The organism is Natronomonas gomsonensis, assembly GCF_013391635.1.
GTDB lineage: Archaea > Halobacteriota > Halobacteria > Halobacteriales > Haloarculaceae > Natronomonas > Natronomonas gomsonensis_A.
On the sequence record NZ_JACAWU010000002.1, the window covers coordinates 426,252 to 444,155 of the forward strand.

General features: G+C 64.3%; 18 protein-coding genes and 1 tRNA gene. 10 read left to right on the forward strand and 9 right to left on the reverse strand.

Features of this window, described 5'->3' with window-relative positions; all coding sequences use genetic code 11:
• Position 1: 1 nt before the first annotated feature.
• Complete coding sequence (locus HWX69_RS10555) at positions 2–865, forward strand: succinate dehydrogenase/fumarate reductase iron-sulfur subunit (protein WP_178917066.1); 864 nt, start codon at positions 2–4, stop codon at positions 863–865.
• Between the two features lie 37 nt (positions 866–902).
• Positions 903–2,738, forward strand: a complete 1,836-nt coding sequence (locus tag HWX69_RS10560; protein WP_178917067.1) for an FAD-binding protein — start codon at positions 903–905, stop codon at positions 2,736–2,738.
• Positions 2,739–2,767: 29 nt separating this feature from the next.
• Here HWX69_RS10560 and HWX69_RS10565 read toward each other — a convergent pair whose 3' ends face one another.
• Positions 2,768–2,971 (reverse strand): XapX domain-containing protein, encoded by a 204-nt coding sequence (locus HWX69_RS10565; protein WP_178917068.1) that lies wholly within the window; start codon positions 2,969–2,971, stop codon positions 2,768–2,770.
• 102 nt (positions 2,972–3,073) lie between these two features.
• Between HWX69_RS10565 and HWX69_RS10570 the strand changes: the two genes are divergently transcribed.
• Positions 3,074–4,702 (forward strand): hypothetical protein, encoded by a 1,629-nt coding sequence (locus HWX69_RS10570; protein WP_178917069.1) that lies wholly within the window; start codon positions 3,074–3,076, stop codon positions 4,700–4,702.
• Between the two features lie 3 nt (positions 4,703–4,705).
• On the opposite strand, the gene HWX69_RS10575 is transcribed toward HWX69_RS10570, so the two are convergent.
• From HWX69_RS10575 to HWX69_RS10590, 4 genes are all read right to left on the reverse strand, one after another.
• Positions 4,706–5,308, reverse strand: a complete 603-nt coding sequence (locus HWX69_RS10575; RefSeq protein WP_348643006.1) for a DNA-3-methyladenine glycosylase family protein — start codon at positions 5,306–5,308, stop codon at positions 4,706–4,708.
• A 30-nt stretch (positions 5,309–5,338) separates the two neighbouring features.
• Positions 5,339–5,893, reverse strand: a complete 555-nt coding sequence (gene cysE, locus HWX69_RS10580) for a serine O-acetyltransferase (protein WP_178917070.1) — start codon at positions 5,891–5,893, stop codon at positions 5,339–5,341.
• A gap of 227 nt (positions 5,894–6,120) precedes the next feature.
• Positions 6,121–8,076, reverse strand: coding sequence for an AMP-dependent synthetase/ligase (locus tag HWX69_RS10585; protein WP_178917071.1), 1,956 nt, complete (start codon positions 8,074–8,076; stop codon positions 6,121–6,123).
• 174 nt (positions 8,077–8,250) lie between these two features.
• Positions 8,251–8,622 (reverse strand): Hsp20/alpha crystallin family protein, encoded by a 372-nt coding sequence (locus HWX69_RS10590; protein WP_178917072.1) that lies wholly within the window; start codon positions 8,620–8,622, stop codon positions 8,251–8,253.
• Between the two features lie 153 nt (positions 8,623–8,775).
• Here HWX69_RS10590 and HWX69_RS10595 point away from each other — a divergent pair, with 153 nt between their 5' ends.
• Positions 8,776–9,375, forward strand: a complete 600-nt coding sequence (locus HWX69_RS10595; protein WP_394353443.1) for a protein sorting system archaetidylserine decarboxylase — start codon at positions 8,776–8,778, stop codon at positions 9,373–9,375.
• Positions 9,376–9,415: 40 nt separating this feature from the next.
• Positions 9,416–10,081 carry a hypothetical protein gene (locus HWX69_RS10600; protein ID WP_178917074.1) on the forward strand — a complete coding sequence of 222 codons (666 nt, stop codon included), beginning with the start codon at positions 9,416–9,418 and terminating at the stop codon, positions 10,079–10,081.
• Between the two features lie 14 nt (positions 10,082–10,095).
• Here HWX69_RS10600 and HWX69_RS10605 read toward each other — a convergent pair.
• The 3 genes from HWX69_RS10605 to HWX69_RS10615 all read right to left on the reverse strand — a co-directional run bounded on the left by HWX69_RS10605 (position 10,096) and on the right by HWX69_RS10615 (position 11,625).
• Positions 10,096–10,205 (reverse strand) — tRNA-Glu (locus tag HWX69_RS10605).
• A gap of 101 nt (positions 10,206–10,306) precedes the next feature.
• Entirely contained in the window at positions 10,307–10,717 is a 411-nt protein-coding gene (locus HWX69_RS10610; RefSeq protein ID WP_178917075.1) for an archease, read from the reverse strand.
• Positions 10,714–11,625, reverse strand: a complete 912-nt coding sequence (locus tag HWX69_RS10615; protein ID WP_178917076.1) for a DUF502 domain-containing protein — start codon at positions 11,623–11,625, stop codon at positions 10,714–10,716. Before HWX69_RS10615 ends, HWX69_RS10610 begins: the two co-directional genes overlap by 4 nt.
• A 119-nt stretch (positions 11,626–11,744) precedes the next feature.
• On the opposite strand from HWX69_RS10615, the gene HWX69_RS10620 reads away from it, so the two are divergent.
• From HWX69_RS10620 to HWX69_RS10630, 3 genes are read left to right on the forward strand one after another with little or no spacing between them, the layout of a single operon-like run.
• Positions 11,745–12,233 carry a GNAT family N-acetyltransferase gene (locus HWX69_RS10620; protein ID WP_178917077.1) on the forward strand — a complete coding sequence of 163 codons (489 nt, stop codon included), beginning with the start codon at positions 11,745–11,747 and terminating at the stop codon, positions 12,231–12,233.
• A 40-nt stretch (positions 12,234–12,273) separates the two neighbouring features.
• Positions 12,274–13,458: a DNA primase small subunit PriS gene (gene priS / locus HWX69_RS10625; RefSeq protein WP_178917078.1), complete on the forward strand. Its 1,185-nt coding sequence runs from the start codon at positions 12,274–12,276 to the stop codon at positions 13,456–13,458.
• Positions 13,455–14,447, forward strand: coding sequence for a hypothetical protein (locus HWX69_RS10630; RefSeq protein ID WP_178917079.1), 993 nt, complete (start codon positions 13,455–13,457; stop codon positions 14,445–14,447). The genes priS and HWX69_RS10630 overlap by 4 nt, the downstream gene beginning before the upstream one ends.
• Here the strand turns inward: HWX69_RS10630 and HWX69_RS10635 are convergent.
• Complete coding sequence (locus tag HWX69_RS10635) at positions 14,439–15,200, reverse strand: alpha/beta fold hydrolase (protein ID WP_178917080.1); 762 nt, start codon at positions 15,198–15,200, stop codon at positions 14,439–14,441. The genes HWX69_RS10630 and HWX69_RS10635 overlap by 9 nt on opposite strands.
• A gap of 177 nt (positions 15,201–15,377) precedes the next feature.
• Here HWX69_RS10635 and HWX69_RS10640 point away from each other — a divergent pair, with 177 nt between their 5' ends.
• Positions 15,378–15,614 carry a DUF7127 family protein gene (locus tag HWX69_RS10640; RefSeq protein WP_156709253.1) on the forward strand — a complete coding sequence of 79 codons (237 nt, stop codon included), beginning with the start codon at positions 15,378–15,380 and terminating at the stop codon, positions 15,612–15,614.
• A 3-nt stretch (positions 15,615–15,617) separates the two neighbouring features.
• Entirely contained in the window at positions 15,618–17,885 is a 2,268-nt protein-coding gene (locus HWX69_RS10645; RefSeq protein ID WP_178917081.1) for a CDC48 family AAA ATPase, read from the forward strand.
• Positions 17,886–17,904 lie beyond the last annotated feature (19 nt).

Consider the following 17,904-nt stretch of genomic DNA (forward strand, 5'->3'; position numbering starts at 1 on the left):
TATGAGCACGCAAGTAACCGAACAAGAAACCGAGACCGAACCGCAGGAAAAAGAGGAGTCCACTCACCAGGAGCGGCGACTCACCGAGAAACACGACCGCGCCGACATGCGCGAGCGTGCCGAGGCGAACCTGAAGGACGCCGAGGAGACGGTGAAGCTGAAGGTGTTCCGGTACGACCCCGAAGTCGAGGGCAAGAAGGACCCGCGATTCGACACGTTCCGCGTGCCGTTCAAGAAGGGGATGACGGTGCTGGACGCGCTCATCTTCGCCCGGGACCACTTCGACTCGAGTCTCACCTTCCGTCACTCCTGTCGGCAGGCTATCTGTGGCTCCGACGCGCTGTTCGTCAACGGACGCCAGCGTCTCGGCTGTAAGACCCAGATGTCGGATCTGGATTGGCCGGTTCGCATCGAACCGCTCCCGCACTCCGAGGTCGTCAAGGACCTCGTCGTCGACATGGAGCACTTCTACGACCAGATGGAGGCCGTCGAGCCGTACTTCCAGACCGACGAACTCCCGTCCGGCGAAGAACAGAAACAGACCCGCGAGAACCGCGAGAAGGTGAAGATGTCCACGCGCTGTATCTGGTGTAGCGCGTGTATGTCCTCCTGTAACATCGCCGCCGGGGACAACGAGTATCTCGGCCCCGCGGCCATCAACAAGGCTTACCGCTTTGCGATGGACGAACGCGAAGGCGAGGCGATGAAGGAACACCGACTCAACATCATCGAGCAGGAACACGGTGTCTGGCGGTGTCAGACGCAGTTCTCCTGTACCGAGGTGTGTCCGAAGGACATCCCGCTGACCGAACACATCCAGGAACTGAAACGGGAAGCCGTCAAGAGCAACCTGAAATTCTGGTAACCGCAGGCTGAAGTCCACCGAATCCTAACTACAGACAATGACACTACACGAACACGACGTTATCGTGGTCGGGGCCGGCGGCGCCGGACTCCGTGCGGCCATCGCGGCCCACGAGGAGGGCGCCGACGTGGCCATGGTCACGAAACTCCATCCGGTTCGCTCCCACACGGGCGCCGCGGAGGGTGGCATCAACGCCGCCTTGCGCGACGGCGACGACTGGGAACTGCACGCCTACGACACGATGAAGGGGTCGGACTACCTCGGCGACGCCCCCGCCATCGAGACGCTGGCACAGGACGCCCCCGAAGAGGTCATCCAACTCGAACACTGGGGGATGCCGTTCTCGCGAGAGGACGACGGCCGCGTCTCCCAGCGACCCTTCGGCGGCCTCTCGTTCCCACGGACGACCTACGCCGGCGCCGAGACCGGCCACCACCTCCTGCACACGATGTACGAGCAGGTCGTCAAACGAGGCATCCAGGTGTACGACGAGTTCTACGTCTCCGAACTCGCCGTCACCGACCACGACGACCCCGAGGACCGCGAGTGCCACGGTGTCGTCGCCTACGACATCAAATCCGGCGAGGTCGTCGGCTTCCGAGCCACCGACGGCGTCGTTCTTGCCACCGGTGGCGACGGACAGGTGTTCGACCACACGACGAACGCCGTCGCCAACACCGGCGACGGCCCGGCGATGGCCTACCGCGCCGGCGTCCCCGTCGAGGACATGGAGTTCGTCCAGTTCCACCCGACGACGCTGCCGTCGACCGGCGTCCTCATCTCCGAGGGTGTCCGTGGCGAAGGTGGTATCCTCTACAACGACGAGGGCGAGCGGTTCATGTTCGAGTACGGCTACGCGAGCAACGCCGGCGAACTCGCCTCCCGCGACGTGGTCGCCCGCGCCGAGTTGACCGAAGTCAACAACGGCCGCGGCATCAACGACGAGTACGTCCACCTCGACATGCGACACCTCGGCGACGAGCGCATCTACGACCGCCTCGAGAACATCATCCACCTCGCGGAGGACTTCGAGGGCGTCAACCCTGTCGAAGAACCGATGCCGGTCAAGCCCGGCCAGCACTACCACATGGGCGGCATCGAGACAAACGAGAACGGCCAGACGTGCATCGACGGCCTCTACGCCGCCGGCGAGTGTGCGTGTGCGTCGGTCCACGGTTCGAACCGACTGGGCGGCAACGCCCTCCCCGAACTCATCGTTCTGGGTGCCCGCGCCGGCCACCACGCCGCCGGCAAGGACATGGAGACCGCACAGGTGCCGACCGGTCCCTCCGCGAAGAGCGAGGACGAAACGTCGCTGGAAACGCCGGTGTCACCGGGAGAAGTCGGTGTCGACGACGACGTCGTCGCCGACGGCGGTGCAATCGCCGACCCGAAGGCCGTCGTCGAGAACGCCGTCGAGCGCGAACGCCAGCGGATCGAGGAACTGCTGGAGCGCGACGGCACCAACCACGCCGAAATCCGCGAGGACCTCCAGAAGGCGATGACCGAGAACGTCAACGTCTTCCGCAACGAGGAGGGTCTCAAGAAGGCACTGGAGGTCATCCGTGAGTGCCGCGAGCGGTACCAGGACGTCGCCGTCGCCGACCCATCGCGGACGTTCAACACCGACCTCATCCACACTATCGAGACGCGCAACCTCATCGACATCGCCGAGACCATCACCCTCGGCGCGCTCGCCCGAGAGGAGTTCCGCGGTGCCCACTGGCGGCAGGAACACCAGGAGCGAAAGGACGACGAGTGGCTGAAACACACGATGATTTCCTGGAACGGCGGCTCGCCGGACCTCTACTACAAGCCGGTCATCCTCGAAGGCGAGAACAAGGAGTACGAGCCGAAGGTTCGCTCGTACTGAGCTCCGCTTTTCCGTCGCTTCCTTCGACGTTACAGGCCCAACGTCCCCAGCAGGTCGTATCCCCAGCCGACGTATTCGACGAGTTTGAAGCCCAGATAGATGCCGACGATGCCGAGCACACCGGCGACGTTCGGTGGCGCGGGAATCGGCACGCCGACGAACGCGAACGCTGCACCGGCGAGGAATCCAGTGAACAGTGCCAACACCGCGATGACGAGACTCGCGTCGACCATACCGAGGAGGGAACCGGACGCGGCAAAGCCGTTTGGTTCACAGCACCGCGACCCAAACGTCGAGCAAAGGTATTAATCTAGGCGGGGTCGATGCCCCATCTGATGGGGGGACGATTTCGCTGGAGCGGTACGGTCGCGAGACGCGTCAGTGCGGGCAGTGCGCTCACGCTGGCAGGGGTTCGGAGCGTCCTCCCGGAAACGGGCGTCGCCGCCGTCGAAGAGCTCGTTCCGGTCGTCCTCTCGGCGGTGATAAACACCGGTTCGTTCGGGCCGGCGCTGGCGTTTCTGCTGAACGCCGCGTTCTTTTTTGCGGTGTTCACGACGCTCGTTCCGGAGTTGTACCCGGACTCGATGGGGTCGGCTCGGGAGACGGTCGTGTTCCGCCTGTCGGTCGGTGCGGTTGGGGCGATTACCGCGGTACCGCTGTACTACGCGCTCTCGGATGTGACACCACCGCTGGAGTGGCCGCCGGCACTCGGTCTCGGCGTTGCCGCCGGCCTGTCGGTGGTCGTCTTTTGGGACTGGAGCCGTCGGAACGTCGGTATCGATTCGCCGTCGGACCTCTTCGCTCGAATCCTCGTCGCCGAATCAGCGGAATCCCCCGACGATGCGCTTCCGCCGTGGCTCGAGGGAGTTAACGAACGCGTCGAACTCATCGCCGGCGTCTTGATAGTCGGTGCACCTGCGTATCTGGCAGGCATGCTCGGCGGGGTTCTGGGAACGTTCTTCCCCGCGCTCGAACTCCTCTTGGTGGTCGGTCTCGTCTCGGCGCGATTCGACTCCGTACTGCCGACACCGCTGCGCCGTCGCCTCGATAAAGGCCGGTCGGTCGAGACACGTGCCTACGATAGCCTCTCGTCGAGCATCAGACACGGCCGCGGCATCGCGGGATACGCGTCCTGTTTGTTCGGTTTCATACTTGGTGCACTCCCGCTTGCCGTCGGCTTGGGTGGATACGGGCAGTTCGCGAACAACGCTGCCCACGAGTGGGAAGTCGCCGTCGGCGTCGGTGTGAACGCGCTGTCGGGGGGTGTCTCGCCCGTCGTACTTCCACGGTTCCTCGTCGATGCGGTCGCAGCGACCGTTTTCCTCGTCTCCCTCCCCTTGCTTACGGCCTATTACTCGTGGTACTGGTATCGACAGCTGCGGCGGATGCCGACGGCGCTCCGATACGCCGATGCGGTGTCGCTGACCGACCGAACCCTTCCGCCGGTCGGCCGACCACCGTTCGCGTTGGTTCCGGCGACAGTTCTGTTCGTCCTCACGATGGTGTACGACCGCTGGTACGCGTTCGGCATCGACCAGTGGGTCGGTGAGACGGTGCTCGCGGTCGTTGGACCGGTCTTGCTCGTGACGTTGGCAGTCGGCGTTCGGCGGTCGCTCCGGACGCCGCGGCTGTATCCATCCCGGGATGGCATCGTGACGATGACTGCACTCTCGGTGAGTTGCGCCGGCTTCTACGTCGTGTGGTTTGCCTTCGACTCCTCGCAGAGTGGTCTCGTCGTCTTCATCCCCGTCGTCGCCATTCTCACTTACTACTTCAAGAACATCGTCGAGTTCGCCGCCACCCTGTCGCCCGAATCGAATACGATCTTGGTGTTCGCTCCGCTTGCTCCGCTCTCGCTGTTCTGGCTCCCGGCCGTCCCGTTCGACTGGCGCGTGGCAGCGTTCTTCGTGACGCTCGTTCCGTTGTTCGGTTACGCAAGCCTCGCCAAACGGTACGAGGACTAGCCGTTACTCCTCGATTACTTCCGCGACCGATTCCGAGATGTCCTCCTCGATGCGCCACAGATACAGGGTGGCGTAGCTCCGATACGGCGCCCAGCGTTCGGCTTCGGTGACCATCTCCTCGCGGGTCATCTCGCCGAAGAGGGTCTCCATCCCCTTCCGAACGCCGAGGTCACCGACCGGGAACACGTCGGGACGGCCGAGCGAGAACAGCAGTTGCATGTTCGCGGTCCACTCGCCGACGCCGGTAATCGACGTGAGTTCGGAGACGACCGCATCGTCGTCGAGTGTTTCGAAGTAGGCCTTGCTGAACTCGCCCCGGAACGTCTCCGCGACGTTGCGGACGTACCGAGTCTTCTGTCGGGAGAGACCGGCGTCCCGAAGCGTCTCGGGGTCGGCAGCGAGGATGCCCTCCGGCGTCACTTCGACCGACTCGAACAGCCGCTTTCGGGTCGCCGCGGCCGACGCCATCGACACCTGCTGGCGGAGGATGGAGACGACCAGTCGCTCGAACATGTCGTCGGCGGTGTCGAGTTCGAGGACGCCGTGTTCTTCGATGAGCGGTCCGACGTAGGCGTCTTCGCGGAGGGACTCGTGTGGCGACTGCACGGACGCCCATCGGCGCGGCGAGGATAAAACTCACTCGGGCGAACAGTCCTCGGTGACCCGGTCGGAACCGGTTCCGGAGACCGGTTTCGCGGGCGACCCCGCGACCGTCGTCCCTGCGGGCACGTCGTCGACGACGACGCTTCCGGCGCCGACGGAGGCGTTCTCGCCGACGGTGATGGCGCCGAGCAGCGTGGCGTTGGCGCCGACGCTGACGCCGTCTTCCAGCGTCGGGTGGCGCTTCTCGCGGCGCATCGAGTCGCCGCCCAATGTGACGCCGTGATACATCAACACGTCGTCGCCGATGTCGGCGGTTTCACCGACGACGACGGCCGCCCCGTGGTCGATGAACAGTCGCCGACCGATGTCGGCGGCGGGGTGGATTTCGACGCCGGTGAGTAGCCGGACGAACTGCGAGAGCGCACGTGCAGCGAAGGTGTTGTTGCGGTTCCACAGCCAGTGGGCGATTCGGTAGCCCCATACGGCGTGGAGGCCGGGATACAGGAGCGCGACGGAGATGGCGCTGGTGGCGGCGGGGTCCTTTGCGAGTGCGGTGTGAACGTCCTCTCTGAGTCGGTCGAGTAGCATATCTGATTCGTGTCGGGTGGGAAGCGGGCGAGACGGGAGCGAAGCGGCCGTCACTGGGAGCGACGGACGGAAAAGAGGCTCAATAGCAACACCGACACGCAAGCGTTGTGTCCGGGAGTCCTGCTGGGCAACCCGGTTCGGCATGACTGCGTGCCATTCTGTCTACCAATCCAGCGACGACGATATAAAAACTGTCGGTCGGAACGATGCCGCGTCGGGGTTCGGTGTTATTCGTCGTAGTCTTCGCCGTAGATATCCCGAACCTGCTCGTCGAACTCTCCGAGGACGTTACGGCGCTTGATTTTCATCGACGGCGTCAGCAGGTCGTTGTCGGCGGTCCACTCGACGGAGACCAGCCGGAACTCCTTGATTTTCTCCGACTTCGAGAGGTCTTCGTTGACGGCTTCGACTTCCGCTTCGATGAACTCGTGGACGCGGTCGTCTTCACAGATGGCTTTCTGGTCGTCGGGGAGGTCGATACCCTCGTTTTCGGCCCAGCGGCGGACGGCCTCGAAGTTCGGCACGAACAGCGCCGCGATGAACTTCTGGTTGTCACCGATGACCATCGCCTGGTCGATGCGGTCGGAGGTGGCGAACTCGTCTTCGATGGGCTGGGGTGCGATGTTCTTGCCCGTGTCCAACACGATGAGTTGCTTGAGTCGGTCGTGGTAGATGAGGTAGCCGTCGTCGCCCTGCTCGATGATGTCGCCGGTTCGGAACCAGCCGTCCTCGGTGAACGCCTCCTCGGTCGACCCGGGGCGGTTCCAGTAGCCCTGCGTGACGTTCGGCCCTTTCACGTGGAGTTCGCCGATGTCGCCGTCGACGTCCGCACGTCGGTCGTCGCCGACGACGGATTCGTCGAGTCGCACCTCGACGTTGGAAAGCGGTGGGCCGAGCGTGCCCGCCCGTGAGTCTTCCGGCGGGTTCACGGAGACGACCGGTGAGGTCTCGGTCAGGCCGTACCCCTCGTAGATGGGCAGGCCCATCCCCTCGAACAACTGTGAGAGTCGCTTCGAGAGGCTGCCGCCGCCGCTGATGAACGCCTCGATGTTGCCGCCCATCTGCTCGCGGACGTTGGAGTAGACGAGTTTGTCGAAGAAGGCGTGTTTCATCCGCAGGACGACCCCGGGGTTGTCCGTGGTCGCCCACTCGCGGGCGACGGAGACGGCTCGGCCGAAGACGGCATCGGGAGCTTCCTCGCGGATGTTGTCGTAGATACGCTCGTAGACGCGGGGGACCGAGGAAGCGCCCGTCGGTCCGACCATCTTGATGTCGTCGGCGACGGTGTCGGTCGATTCGGCGTAGGCGACGGTCGCTCCGGAGCCGAACTGCAGGAAGTGTCCGGAGACGCGCTCGAAGACGTGGGCCAGCGGCAGGAACGAAAGCATCCGGTCGTTCTCGTCGAAGACGGGGATGTCAGGGTCCTTGTCGGGACGCGGTCCGACTCGCTTCCGGATGCCGTTGACGTTCGCCCGGAAGTTGCCGTGGGTCAACTGGACACCTTTCGGCTTGCCGGTCGTCCCCGAGGTGTAGATGAGACTGGCGAGGTCGTCGAGGTCACGCTCGGCGAGCCACTCCTCGTAGGCGTCGCCGTCGAAGTGCTCGGCGCCGAGTTCGTATACGTCTGCCAAAGAGAGGATGTCGTCGCGGTCGTCGTAGCCGTCGAACTCGTCGATGACGGCGATAAAGGAGAGGTCGAGTTCGTCTTCGACCTCGAGGACGCGTTCGAGCAACTCGCCGTTCTCGACGACGACGCCCTCGGCGCCGGGGTCGTCGAGGAGATACTGCACCTGTGCGGGCGCGGATTCGGTGTACACCGTGGTGACGACGCCACCGGCGGCCAACAGCGCGAAGTCGGATTGGGCCCACTCCATGCGGGTGTTGGCGAAGATGCCGACGCGGGTACCACCCTCGACGCCGAGTTCGCGGAACCCGGCGGTGAGGTTGTGGACGATGTTCTGCATCTCGGCGTACGTGAGCGCCGCGTACTGGCCTGTCGGGGCGGTCGGGACGATGTCCGGCGCCAGCGAGCGGTCGTAGACGCCGCCTTTGTACCACTGTGCGTCGCGGCTGGCGTGACGCGCCGCGGCCTCTTCGAACATTCGAGGGAGGGTAGTGTCTCCTATCACCTCGTCTTCGTATTCCGCCTCCGCCTGCATCCAAACGGGAGTGTTGCTAGACATCTTAGGTGATTGTTGGGTAACGAGCCAATCATATTAATAGGGGTGCTTCGCTTCGAGTGTCTATTGTCGAACAGATTCGCACAGTCACTGAGCGGAGATCTCACAGAAAGCGGGGGTGAAACGGAAGAGAACGGAAGTGCAGTTTTTGGGTTATCGTATCGGATGCTGGAGAGGTCAGTCGATGTCGATGCGGTGGCCGCTCTCCGACTCGACATCGGATTCGGTGGGCAGGTGAACTTCGAGGACGCCGTTGTGGTAGTGGGCCTCGATGTCCTCGACGATGAGTTCACCGGGGATGCGGACCGTCTCGTGGACGCGGCGGCTACTCGTTTCGTAGTCGTCGCTCACCTCGTGGACGGCGCGGATGGTGAGCCGTTCGTCGTCGTATCGGAGGTCGATTTCCTCCTTCTCGAACCCCGGCAGGTCCGCGTGGAGGACGTACCCCTCGGAGTCGGTGTCCAGGCGCACGTTGATGTCGCGGCCGAAGTCGTACCAACTGCCTTCGCCCATCATCGAGCGTCGCATTCCTTCCAGCAAGCGGTCCATTTCGTCGAACGGTGTTAATCGCATGTTGAATTTCACCTCTATTCGACCTGTATTATGGCTCTCCGAGGAGATAAATACGTAGTAATACGTGATAGCACGGCTTCGAATCGGGTAGCAAAACGGCCAAGACCCCTCGCGCGTACCGTTTCATCTGTGTTTCCCTCGTTTCCCGACATCGCCCCCGGCGGGTGGCGCTACGCTGCCGTCCCGCTGGTACTCTCGGTTCCCCTGTCGATACTCGCCTTTCCCGTCGGTGTCGTTTGTCTGTTCGCCGGCCTCGGCGCACTGTGGTTCCACCGGGACCCCGAGCGGTCGCCGCCGCCGTCGGGAGTCGTCGCGCCCGCCGACGGCCGCGTCTCCGTCGTCCGCGAGGAGGGCGACCGCGTCCGGGTCGCTGTGTTCATGAACGTCACGGACGTCCACGTCAACCGCGCCCCTGCACCCGGAACCGTCGAGTCGGTCACGCACACTCCCGGCAAGCACCTGCCGGCGTTTTCGAAGGAATCCGACCGCAACGAGCGCGTCGACATCGTCTGTGCGGAGTACGAACTGTCGCTCATCGCGGGCGCCGTCGCCCGGCGCATCCACCCCTACGTCGACGGCGGCGAGCGCCTCGAACGCGGCGAGAAGGTCGGTCACATCTCCTTCGGGTCGCGAGCAGACGTGTTGCTGTCGTCGGCGTACGACCTCGAAGACGTCCGCGTCTCGAAGGGCCAACGGGTCCGCGCCGGCGAGACCGTCATCGCCGCATAGTGGCGCGAGTTTTTAGCCACCGGAGTCCGTAGAGGTACCCGTGTCACAGCGGGAAGCGACGGTGCAGGGAGAAGTCCACGCCGCCGAGAGCGACAAGCGTGCCCTCTTGGAGCGCGGCCTCGAGGAGTACGACGCGGTGTTAGTCGAGGGGCGTTCACCGACGCTCGTCGTACGGAAGTTGACTATCGGCTACGCTGCCTTCCTGATGGGGTACGTGACGCTGATGTGGGTACAGGCGGTCGTCGCACGACTCCGGGCGAAAGTCGCCGGCGGAACGTCGCTGCGGGCGGCCGTCGAGGCGGCGGGCGTCGACTACCACGACCGCATCGACGCCGACACCGCAGCCGTCTACGAAATGGTCCCCCGCTGGGGGAAGTATCTCCTCGGAGGCTGGCTCGTCGCCGCGCTCGCCCTCTCGATTGTCGCCGGCGTCAACCGCCTCGTCCTCGTCGTCTTCGCGCTCTCGGTTCCGTACCTCTACGCCACGTTCTCGGTGGTATTCGTCGCAGTCGCCAGCGGCGGTCGCGCCTCGCACATGGCCGACCGAATCACGGCCGTCGCCGACCAGCAGGCCTACGAGCGGGTGGCTGTCCTCTGTGGGGACTCACATCGGGAAGCGATTCGTGAGGAACTGGAAGAACGCGAGTGGTCGGTGACGACCTACGGGAGTCGACACCCACTGATACGGCTGTTCGGACGGACGTAGCGACGACAGTAGGATGCTCGCTAGGGGATTTGAACCCCTGTCATCGGCTGTCCTCCCTCGGAAGGGTTGAACCCTCCCCGAGGCCGAAAGGCCGATATGATTGGCCGGGCTACACCAAGCGAGCGCGTATCCGACTCTGGGTGACGCCGTTGTATAAATCCTGCTCTTTGCGGTGGGTTCTGTGAAAGGTCACCACGGTGCGTTCTGGCGGTTCCTCCCGTAGCGTCACACGTCGAAGACGACGTAGGCCCGCCAGCCCTCGTCGGTTTCCTCGAGTTCCATCTCGGAGTAGGTGACGGCTTTGATTTCCCGGGCCTCGACTGCGTCGAAGGGAACGCCACGGGCGGAGCCCTCCAGTACCCACTCGCCGTTCCAGTGGACGCGGGCCTCGTGGTCGGCCGGGAGCACCGAGCGAACGTCGCGCTGGTAGATGAGTTCGTCGAGGTACTCGAAGAGGAGGGCTTCCTTCGACTCGGCGTGGGCGACCACCGGAAAGCGTTCGCCGACACCCTCCGGGATGGACTCACAGTGGGCGGCTGAGAGCCCGTCTGCAGCGTACACGAACACCTCGTCGATGTCTTCGCCGGTGGCTTCGACGGCTACGTCGGCGGTGTGTTCGCGGAGTTCGTAGCTCATCGGTCGTCGCCGGCGTCAGAGTCACCGTCGGCGTCGATATCGCTCGAGGGAACCGGGTCGTCGATATCCTCCGGGTCGAGGTCGGCGGCGCGGGATTCGGTGTCGGTCATCTTCTCGGTGTCCGGTAGTTCCTCGCCGTTTTTACCATCGTCGGCGAGCGGCGACTCACCGTCGGTGTCGGCGGCGTTGAGCTGGCGTAGCTGCTGTTCGCTGAGGCCGCTCGGTCCGTCGTCGCCCTCGCCGAAGGCGACGCCGCTGGTGACGATAGAGCGGATGCCCTGTTCGACAGTGAGGTCGACGTCGACGACGCGGTCCGTGGAGACGTGGATGACGAACCCGCCCATGACGGGGTTCGGCGCCATCGGCATGAACAGCGTAATCATCTCCTCGTTGCCGGTGTCCTCGGCGACGACTTCCGGGGTTTCGGCCGTCTTGAACGCGACGACGTAGGAGTCCTTGCCGGGGTACTCCACCAGCTTCACGTCCTGGAAACTGTCGGTGTCGGAATCGAGGAGGAGTTCGCTCATCTCGTTGAAACTGGTGTAGACGGAGCCGAGGCCGGGAATCGAGGCCATGAATTCGTTGAACTGGGCACTGAGACGGTCGTTTTTGGTGCCGTACTCCGCGACGGAGCCGACGCCGACGACGAGCAACAAAAAGAGGACAATCGTCGACGCCGCGACGACGATTTCACTCTGAAACGGCGTCACCTGGACGACGGCGGTGACGACCGGGTTCAGTTGTTGAAAAACGAACCCCAACACGAACGAGAGAACGAACAGCGTGACGAGAAGCGGCAGGAGGATGGCCAGCCCCTTGATGAACGACTTCCGGAGGGCGTCTTTGGGGTCTGGCCGCTCGGAGATGAGCTCTTCGGCGGCCTCGATATCGGCCGGCGCGGAAGGCATTGGAGAATCGAACTCGTTGACACGTTGAAAGCCTTATGGCATAGAACGTCGCTGCTTGAACCCGGAGCGGTCGAGCGGTGGCGGTGGAGTTATATTCGACCCGTTCCTACGTTGTGTCAGTGAGTGTCACCGTCGATATTCGGGTGTTCGGGACGGGTGACGACGCGTTCGTCGAGGAGGCGTGGGAACTGAAAGAACGCATCCGTCGAACGGAGGGCGTCCTCAAACAGCGGCGGGGCTTTTTTACCGACGCCTACAAGCGCTCGCGCGTGTACGCGCTCGTCGAACCCGCCTACGACGGCGACGAACTCCTCGGCTTCGCGGCCACCCGGCGCGACGGCTACATCCTCTTTCTCGCCGTCGACCCGGAACACCGACGCAGGGGGTTCGGCCGCCGCCTCGTCGCCGCGGTCGCCGAGGACCACAACTCCGTGACGTGTCACGCCCGCGCGTCCAACGACGCCGCGTTGGACTTCTACGAACGGCTCGGCTTCGAGATTCAACGCCGAGTCGACAACTACTACGAGGACCACGGCGACGCCTACTACCTGCGACTCGGGGAGGGCGGCCTCGCCTCGAAGATATCCAAGTTCGTCCGCGGCGGTTGAGAGGGCAACGCTTTTTCGCACCTCTCTCGAAGCCGAGTCCATGGACGGTCGCACCCGTGAGTACCTGAAGGGTCGCTTCGGCGACCACTACCGTCGGAGCGACATCTCCCCGCCCCCGGCGGCCAACGAACGGGAGTGGGGGTACATCACGTGGAGTTCGGGCGGGACCACGATGGTTCGGCACCACTCGCATCTGGATTTGGTCGGCGGCGGCGATTTGGGGGACTTCCTCGCGGGCGAGCGCCCGCGTCACGTCTACTTCTCGGCCGGCCGGTACGACGACCCCGGCGCATCCAGCATGGGAAAGAAGGGCTGGCGCGGGTCGGACCTCGTCTTCGACCTCGACGCCGACCACCTCCCGGGCGTCGACCCCGAAGCCGACAGCTACGCCGAGATGCTCGCGGAGTGTAAGGAAGCCCTGCTCAGACTGCTCGATTTACTGGAACAGGACTTCGCCTTCGAGGACCTGACCGTCGTCTTCTCCGGGGGTCGCGGCTATCACGTCCACGTCCGCGACCCCGGCGTTTTGGAGTTGAGCCGCAGTGCCCGCCGGGAAATCGTCGATTACGTCCTCGGGGACGGCGTCGACATCGAGGCGCTCATCGAGACGGAGAAGGTCTCAGGCAGTTCGGGTCGGAAGACGCCGGCGGACAAACGGACGCTTCAGAACGACGGCGGATGGGGCCGACGGCTCCAGACCGAACTGAACGCGTTCGTCGAGGAACTCGACGGACTGAGCGACGACGAGGCGATGGAGCGGCTCACGGCCTTCGACCGCATCGGGGAGGGGAAAGCGACAACGATGCTCGGAGCGATTCGGAAACAGCGTGACGCCATCGAAGCTGGAAACATAGACGTTCACAACGCGCTCAAGACGATCGCCGAGACGCTGTTGACTCGGGTGCTCGAAGAGCAGACCGCACCAATCGACGAACCGGTGACGACGGACATCAACCGACTCATTCGACTGCCGGGCAGCCTCCACGGCGGGAGCGGCCTCGAAGTTCAGCACATCCCGCGGGACGAACTCGATTCCTTCGATCCGCTCGTCGACGCCGTCCCGGAGACGTTCGTCGGGAACGACATCTCGGTGTACGTCCGCGAGGAGACGACGATTCGACTCGGGGGGGAAAGCTTTAGGCTCTCGGAGGGAGTGCATTCGATGCCAGAGTACGTTGGCGTGTTCGCGATGGCTCGCGGCCACGCCACCAAAGCCGCAGAATGAATCTCGACGAACTTCAATCGGTACAGGCCCGCGAGCGCCAATCCAGCGACCTCCAGCACCTGCGCTCGTCGTTCTATCGGGAGGTCGGCGAGTACATTCACGAACTCACCGAGGAGCGCGCGCGGAAGGTCGAGCAAGCCGAGGACCCCTTCTCGTCGTCAGAGGTCCGACGGCTCTCCGACGACATCGAAACCGCCGAGGGAACCGTCGAGGCCATCTACGAACGCCGTGTCGGTAAGGTCGTCAAGAAAGCGTCCATCGCTGCCGCCGGCATGCCGGTCGACGACGACGGCCTCACCGACGAGGAGGAGGCACTGTTCGACGACCTCGTCGCCCGCATCGAGGACAACCGCGAGTCCGTCCTGTCGGTGCTGGACGGCGACGCCCCCTCAGTGTCGTGTTCGATAGACGACGACGCCTCCGAGACGGCGCCGACAGACCCCGTTCGGGGCGGTTCGGAGGCCGACTCACGCTCCACTGACACCGGTGAAGAGCCGTCACCGAGTCCCTCGACGGCTTCCGACACCGACGGCGTCAGCGCGGCGGAGTTGATGGGGAGCGGTCCGAGCGACGCCGCGGAGGAAGCCGCAGACACGGCGCCCTCGGCCGGCGCCGAAAGCGAACCGGCGACCGACCCCGAATCCCCCTCGGCGGACCCGCTCGTCTCGGATTCGTCACAAACGACCGAAGTCCACCCCGACCCCGAACCGCCGGAAACCTCCTCGGAGTCCCGTCCGCCCGAGTCCGAGGGCGACCGACCACCGAAGGACGCCGCAGGGACGGATGACTCACAGTCTTCGACAGATGACTCGGGTCGCAGCGACATCCCCGGTATTCCCCGAACGACGGTCCGAATCACGGCGGATGTCGGCGAGATGGTCGGCACCGACAACCGTGATTACGACCTCGGTTCCGAAGACGTGGTCACCCTCCCGGAGGGGACTGCCGAGGCGCTCGTCGACAACGGTGCGGCAGAGCCGTTAGAGTAGGAACGAACGAACCGACTCGTTGAACTCCTCGGGTTTTTCCAGCATGGGCATGTGTGCGGCGTCGGCTATCTCGACGTACTCGCAGTCCGAAAGCTCGGCTTCGAGGTACTCGTGGAACGACGGCGGCGTCAGCGGGTCGTGTTCGCCACACAGCGCCAGCGTGGGTACGTCGACTTCGTCGAGGCGGTCGCGAACGTCGAAGGTGTCACAGCTCTCGAAGTCCCGGACGGTGACCGCCTGTCCAGATTCGAGCAGTCCCGCCTTCGAGACCTCGACGAGTTCGTCGTCGGGGTCGTGAAACAGGGTGTCGGGGACGTGCAGCGAGGCGACGGCGGCCTCGAAGTTCCGGGCGAGCGATTCGAGAAAGCCGGGGTCGACGCCGAGTTTCGCGCCGGTGTCCGAGAGCACGAGCGCCTCGAGGTCGAGGTCGCCTTCGAGGGCGACCCACAGCGCGACGGCGCCACCCATCGAGTTGCCACAGATGACCGACGCGTCGGTCGCCTCACAGACGGCCGCCACGTCGTCGGCGTAGGCCGCTATCGTCTCCATCCCGGGTTCGGTCGTCACGTCGTCGCTGTCGCCGTGTCCCGAGAGGTCGACGGCGACGGCCGGCGGTCCCTCGCGGTCGCCGTACTGTTCGACCCAGACGCCGTGGTCGCCGCCGGCGCCGTGAACGTAACAGACCGTCGGCCCGTCGCCGAAGCCGGTTTCGCGGTAGGCTGTCGTCCGCCCGTCGTGAGTGACGGTTTCCATACGTTGGTTCTCACGGCGTCACCCGATAAACGCGACGACCGCTCGTCGCCGCTTTCTCGCGTCAGGACGATCTCCAATGAATGTGAACCGCAATTCTACTGTTACTGCAATACACCACTCCGTCTCCTCATTTTTAGAGAAAGATTTAAATACTATCGTAACTAACTCTGAGTTAGTATGACTGAATACACGCAGTCGATTCGCGGCGACGCGGACGGCATCGTTCGTCAGTACGAGTACGACGACGGCGCGGTCCTCGTCGCGGACTTTGGCCCCGTCGAAGGGGGTGTTGACGTCGTCGACGGGACGGCCATCGTGGTCGTCGACGACGAACAGTACGAGTACGAAGTGCCCGAGGGGGCATCCCGTGCTATTATGAACAACGGAATCGTTACTATCGAGGTGGAGCGATAACCGATGAAACTGACGGTCAAACCCCTCAAACAGAAAGACGCCGGTCGCGGACTGGCGGCGATAGACCGCGCGGCGATGGCCGAACTCGGCCTCGAGAACGGTGACTACATCCTCATCGAGGGTGACGGCCGCGCCGTCGCCCGGGTGTGGCCCGGCTACCCCGAGGACGAAGGCCAGGGCGTCATCCGCATCGACGGCCGCCTCCGACAAGAGGCCAACGTCGGCATCGACGACCGCGTGACGGTCGAGGCTGCCGACGTCAACCCCGCAAAGCAGGTGACGGTAGCGCTACCGCAGAACCTCCGCATCCGCGGGAACATCGGTCCGCACATTCGCGACAAACTCAGCGGTCAGGCCGTCACGACGGGCCAGAACGTCCCCTTCTCGCTCGGCCTCGGGCCGCTGTCCTCACAGAGCGGACAGCGCATTCCGCTGAAAATCGCTGACACCGACCCCGACGGGACGGTCGTCGTCACCGATTCGACGGACATTCAGGTGAGCGAAAAGCCCGCCGAGCAGATCGCCGACACCGGCGACAGCACGGCCGCAGGGGGCGACGGCACTCCCTCGGTACGATACGAGGACATCGGCGGTCTCGATAACGAACTTGAGCAGGTCCGGGAGATGATAGAACTCCCGATGCGACATCCGGAGCTGTTCCAACAGCTCGGCATCGAACCGCCGAAGGGCGTGTTGCTGCACGGCCCGCCGGGGACGGGCAAGACCCTGATGGCGAAGGCCGTCGCCAACGAGATAGACGCCCACTTCACGGACATCTCCGGCCCCGAAATCATGTCGAAGTACTACGGGGAAAGCGAGGAGCAACTCCGTGAGGTGTTCGAGGAGGCCTCCGAGAACGCCCCAGCGATAGTCTTCATCGACGAACTCGACTCCATCGCGCCGAAGCGCGGCGAGACCAGCGGCGACGTCGAGCGCCGTGTCGTCGCCCAACTGCTCAGCCTGATGGACGGTCTCGACGAACGCGGCGACGTCATCGTCATCGGTGCGACGAACCGCGTCGACGCACTCGACCCCGCACTGCGCCGGGGCGGCCGCTTCGACCGCGAAATCGAAATCGGCGTCCCGGACAAGGAGGGTCGCAAGGAAATCCTGCAAGTCCACACCCGCGGGATGCCGCTCGTTGAGGGCATCGACCTCGACCGCTACGCCGAGAACACCCACGGGTTCGTCGGCGCCGACATCGAGAGCCTGACGAAGGAGGCTGCGATGAACGCCCTGCGGCGCATCCGGCCCGAACTCGACCTCGAAGCCGACGAAATCGACGCCGAGATACTCGAGGCGATGCAGGTCACGGAGGGTGACTTCAAAGACGCCCTGAAGGACGTGACGCCGAGTGCGATGCGGGAGGTGTTCGTCGAAGTCCCCGACACCACGTGGGACTCCGTCGGCGGACTCGAAGACACCAAAGAGCGCCTGCGTGAGACCATCCAGTGGCCGCTGGAGTACCCCGAGGTGTTCGAGCAGATGGACATGCAGGCCGCCAAGGGCGTCCTGCTGTACGGCCCACCCGGCACCGGGAAGACCCTGATGGCGAAGGCTATCGCCAACGAGGCTCAGTCGAACTTCATCTCCATCAAGGGTCCCGAACTGCTCAACAAGTACGTCGGCGAGTCCGAGAAGGGCGTCCGAGAGGTGTTCGAGAAGGCACGGTCGAACGCGCCGACCGTTGTCTTCTTCGACGAAATCGACTCCATCGCCGGCGAACGCGGCGCCCGCATGGGCGACTCCGGCGTCGGCGAACGGGTCGTCTCCCAACTGCTGACCGAGTTGGACGGCCTCGAACAGCTCGAGGACGTGGTCGTCATCGCGACGACGAACCGACCGGACCTCATCGACTCGGCGCTGTTGCGCCCCGGTCGACTGGACCGACACGTCCACGTGCCGGTCCCCGATACGGACGCACGGAAGGCCATCTTCGAGGTCCACACGCGCAACAAGCCGCTGGCTGACGATGTCGACCTCGACGAACTGGCCGCCGAAACCGACGGCTACGTCGGCGCCGATATCGAGGCGCTCTGCCGGGAGGCCGCCATGGCCGCAACCCGGGAGTTCGTCAACAGCGTCTCCCCCGAAGAGGCCGCGACCAGCGTCGAGAACGTCCGCGTGACTCGCGAGCACTTCGAGCAGGCACTCGAAGAGGTCGGTGCCAGCGTCGACGAGGACGTCCGGGAGCGCTACGAGGAACTCGAAGAGAAGTTCACCCACGGTAGCGAACCCGACGAACCCGAAATCAGCCGGACGTTCCAGTAACTACCGTTCTATTCCATTT

Excerpts from the sequence above, each read along its gene's own strand:
- HWX69_RS10555 (WP_178917066.1), top strand. The coding sequence starts at position 2 with ATGAGCACGCAAGTAACCGAACAAGAAACCGAGACCGAACCGCAGGAA.
- HWX69_RS10560 (WP_178917067.1), top strand. The coding sequence starts at position 903 with ATGACACTACACGAACACGACGTTATCGTGGTCGGGGCCGGCGGCGCC.
- HWX69_RS10565 (WP_178917068.1), bottom strand. The coding sequence starts at position 2,971 with ATGGTCGACGCGAGTCTCGTCATCGCGGTGTTGGCACTGTTCACTGGA.
- HWX69_RS10570 (WP_178917069.1), top strand. The coding sequence starts at position 3,074 with ATGGGGGGACGATTTCGCTGGAGCGGTACGGTCGCGAGACGCGTCAGT.
- cysE (WP_178917070.1), bottom strand. The coding sequence starts at position 5,893 with ATGCTACTCGACCGACTCAGAGAGGACGTTCACACCGCACTCGCAAAG.
- HWX69_RS10585 (WP_178917071.1), bottom strand. The coding sequence starts at position 8,076 with ATGTCTAGCAACACTCCCGTTTGGATGCAGGCGGAGGCGGAATACGAA.
- HWX69_RS10590 (WP_178917072.1), bottom strand. The coding sequence starts at position 8,622 with ATGGACCGCTTGCTGGAAGGAATGCGACGCTCGATGATGGGCGAAGGC.
- HWX69_RS10610 (WP_178917075.1), bottom strand. The coding sequence starts at position 10,717 with ATGAGCTACGAACTCCGCGAACACACCGCCGACGTAGCCGTCGAAGCC.
- HWX69_RS10615 (WP_178917076.1), bottom strand. The coding sequence starts at position 11,625 with ATGCCTTCCGCGCCGGCCGATATCGAGGCCGCCGAAGAGCTCATCTCC.
- priS (WP_178917078.1), top strand. The coding sequence starts at position 12,274 with ATGGACGGTCGCACCCGTGAGTACCTGAAGGGTCGCTTCGGCGACCAC.
- HWX69_RS10630 (WP_178917079.1), top strand. The coding sequence starts at position 13,455 with ATGAATCTCGACGAACTTCAATCGGTACAGGCCCGCGAGCGCCAATCC.
- HWX69_RS10635 (WP_178917080.1), bottom strand. The coding sequence starts at position 15,200 with ATGGAAACCGTCACTCACGACGGGCGGACGACAGCCTACCGCGAAACC.
- HWX69_RS10640 (WP_156709253.1), top strand. The coding sequence starts at position 15,378 with ATGACTGAATACACGCAGTCGATTCGCGGCGACGCGGACGGCATCGTT.
- HWX69_RS10645 (WP_178917081.1), top strand. The coding sequence starts at position 15,618 with ATGAAACTGACGGTCAAACCCCTCAAACAGAAAGACGCCGGTCGCGGA.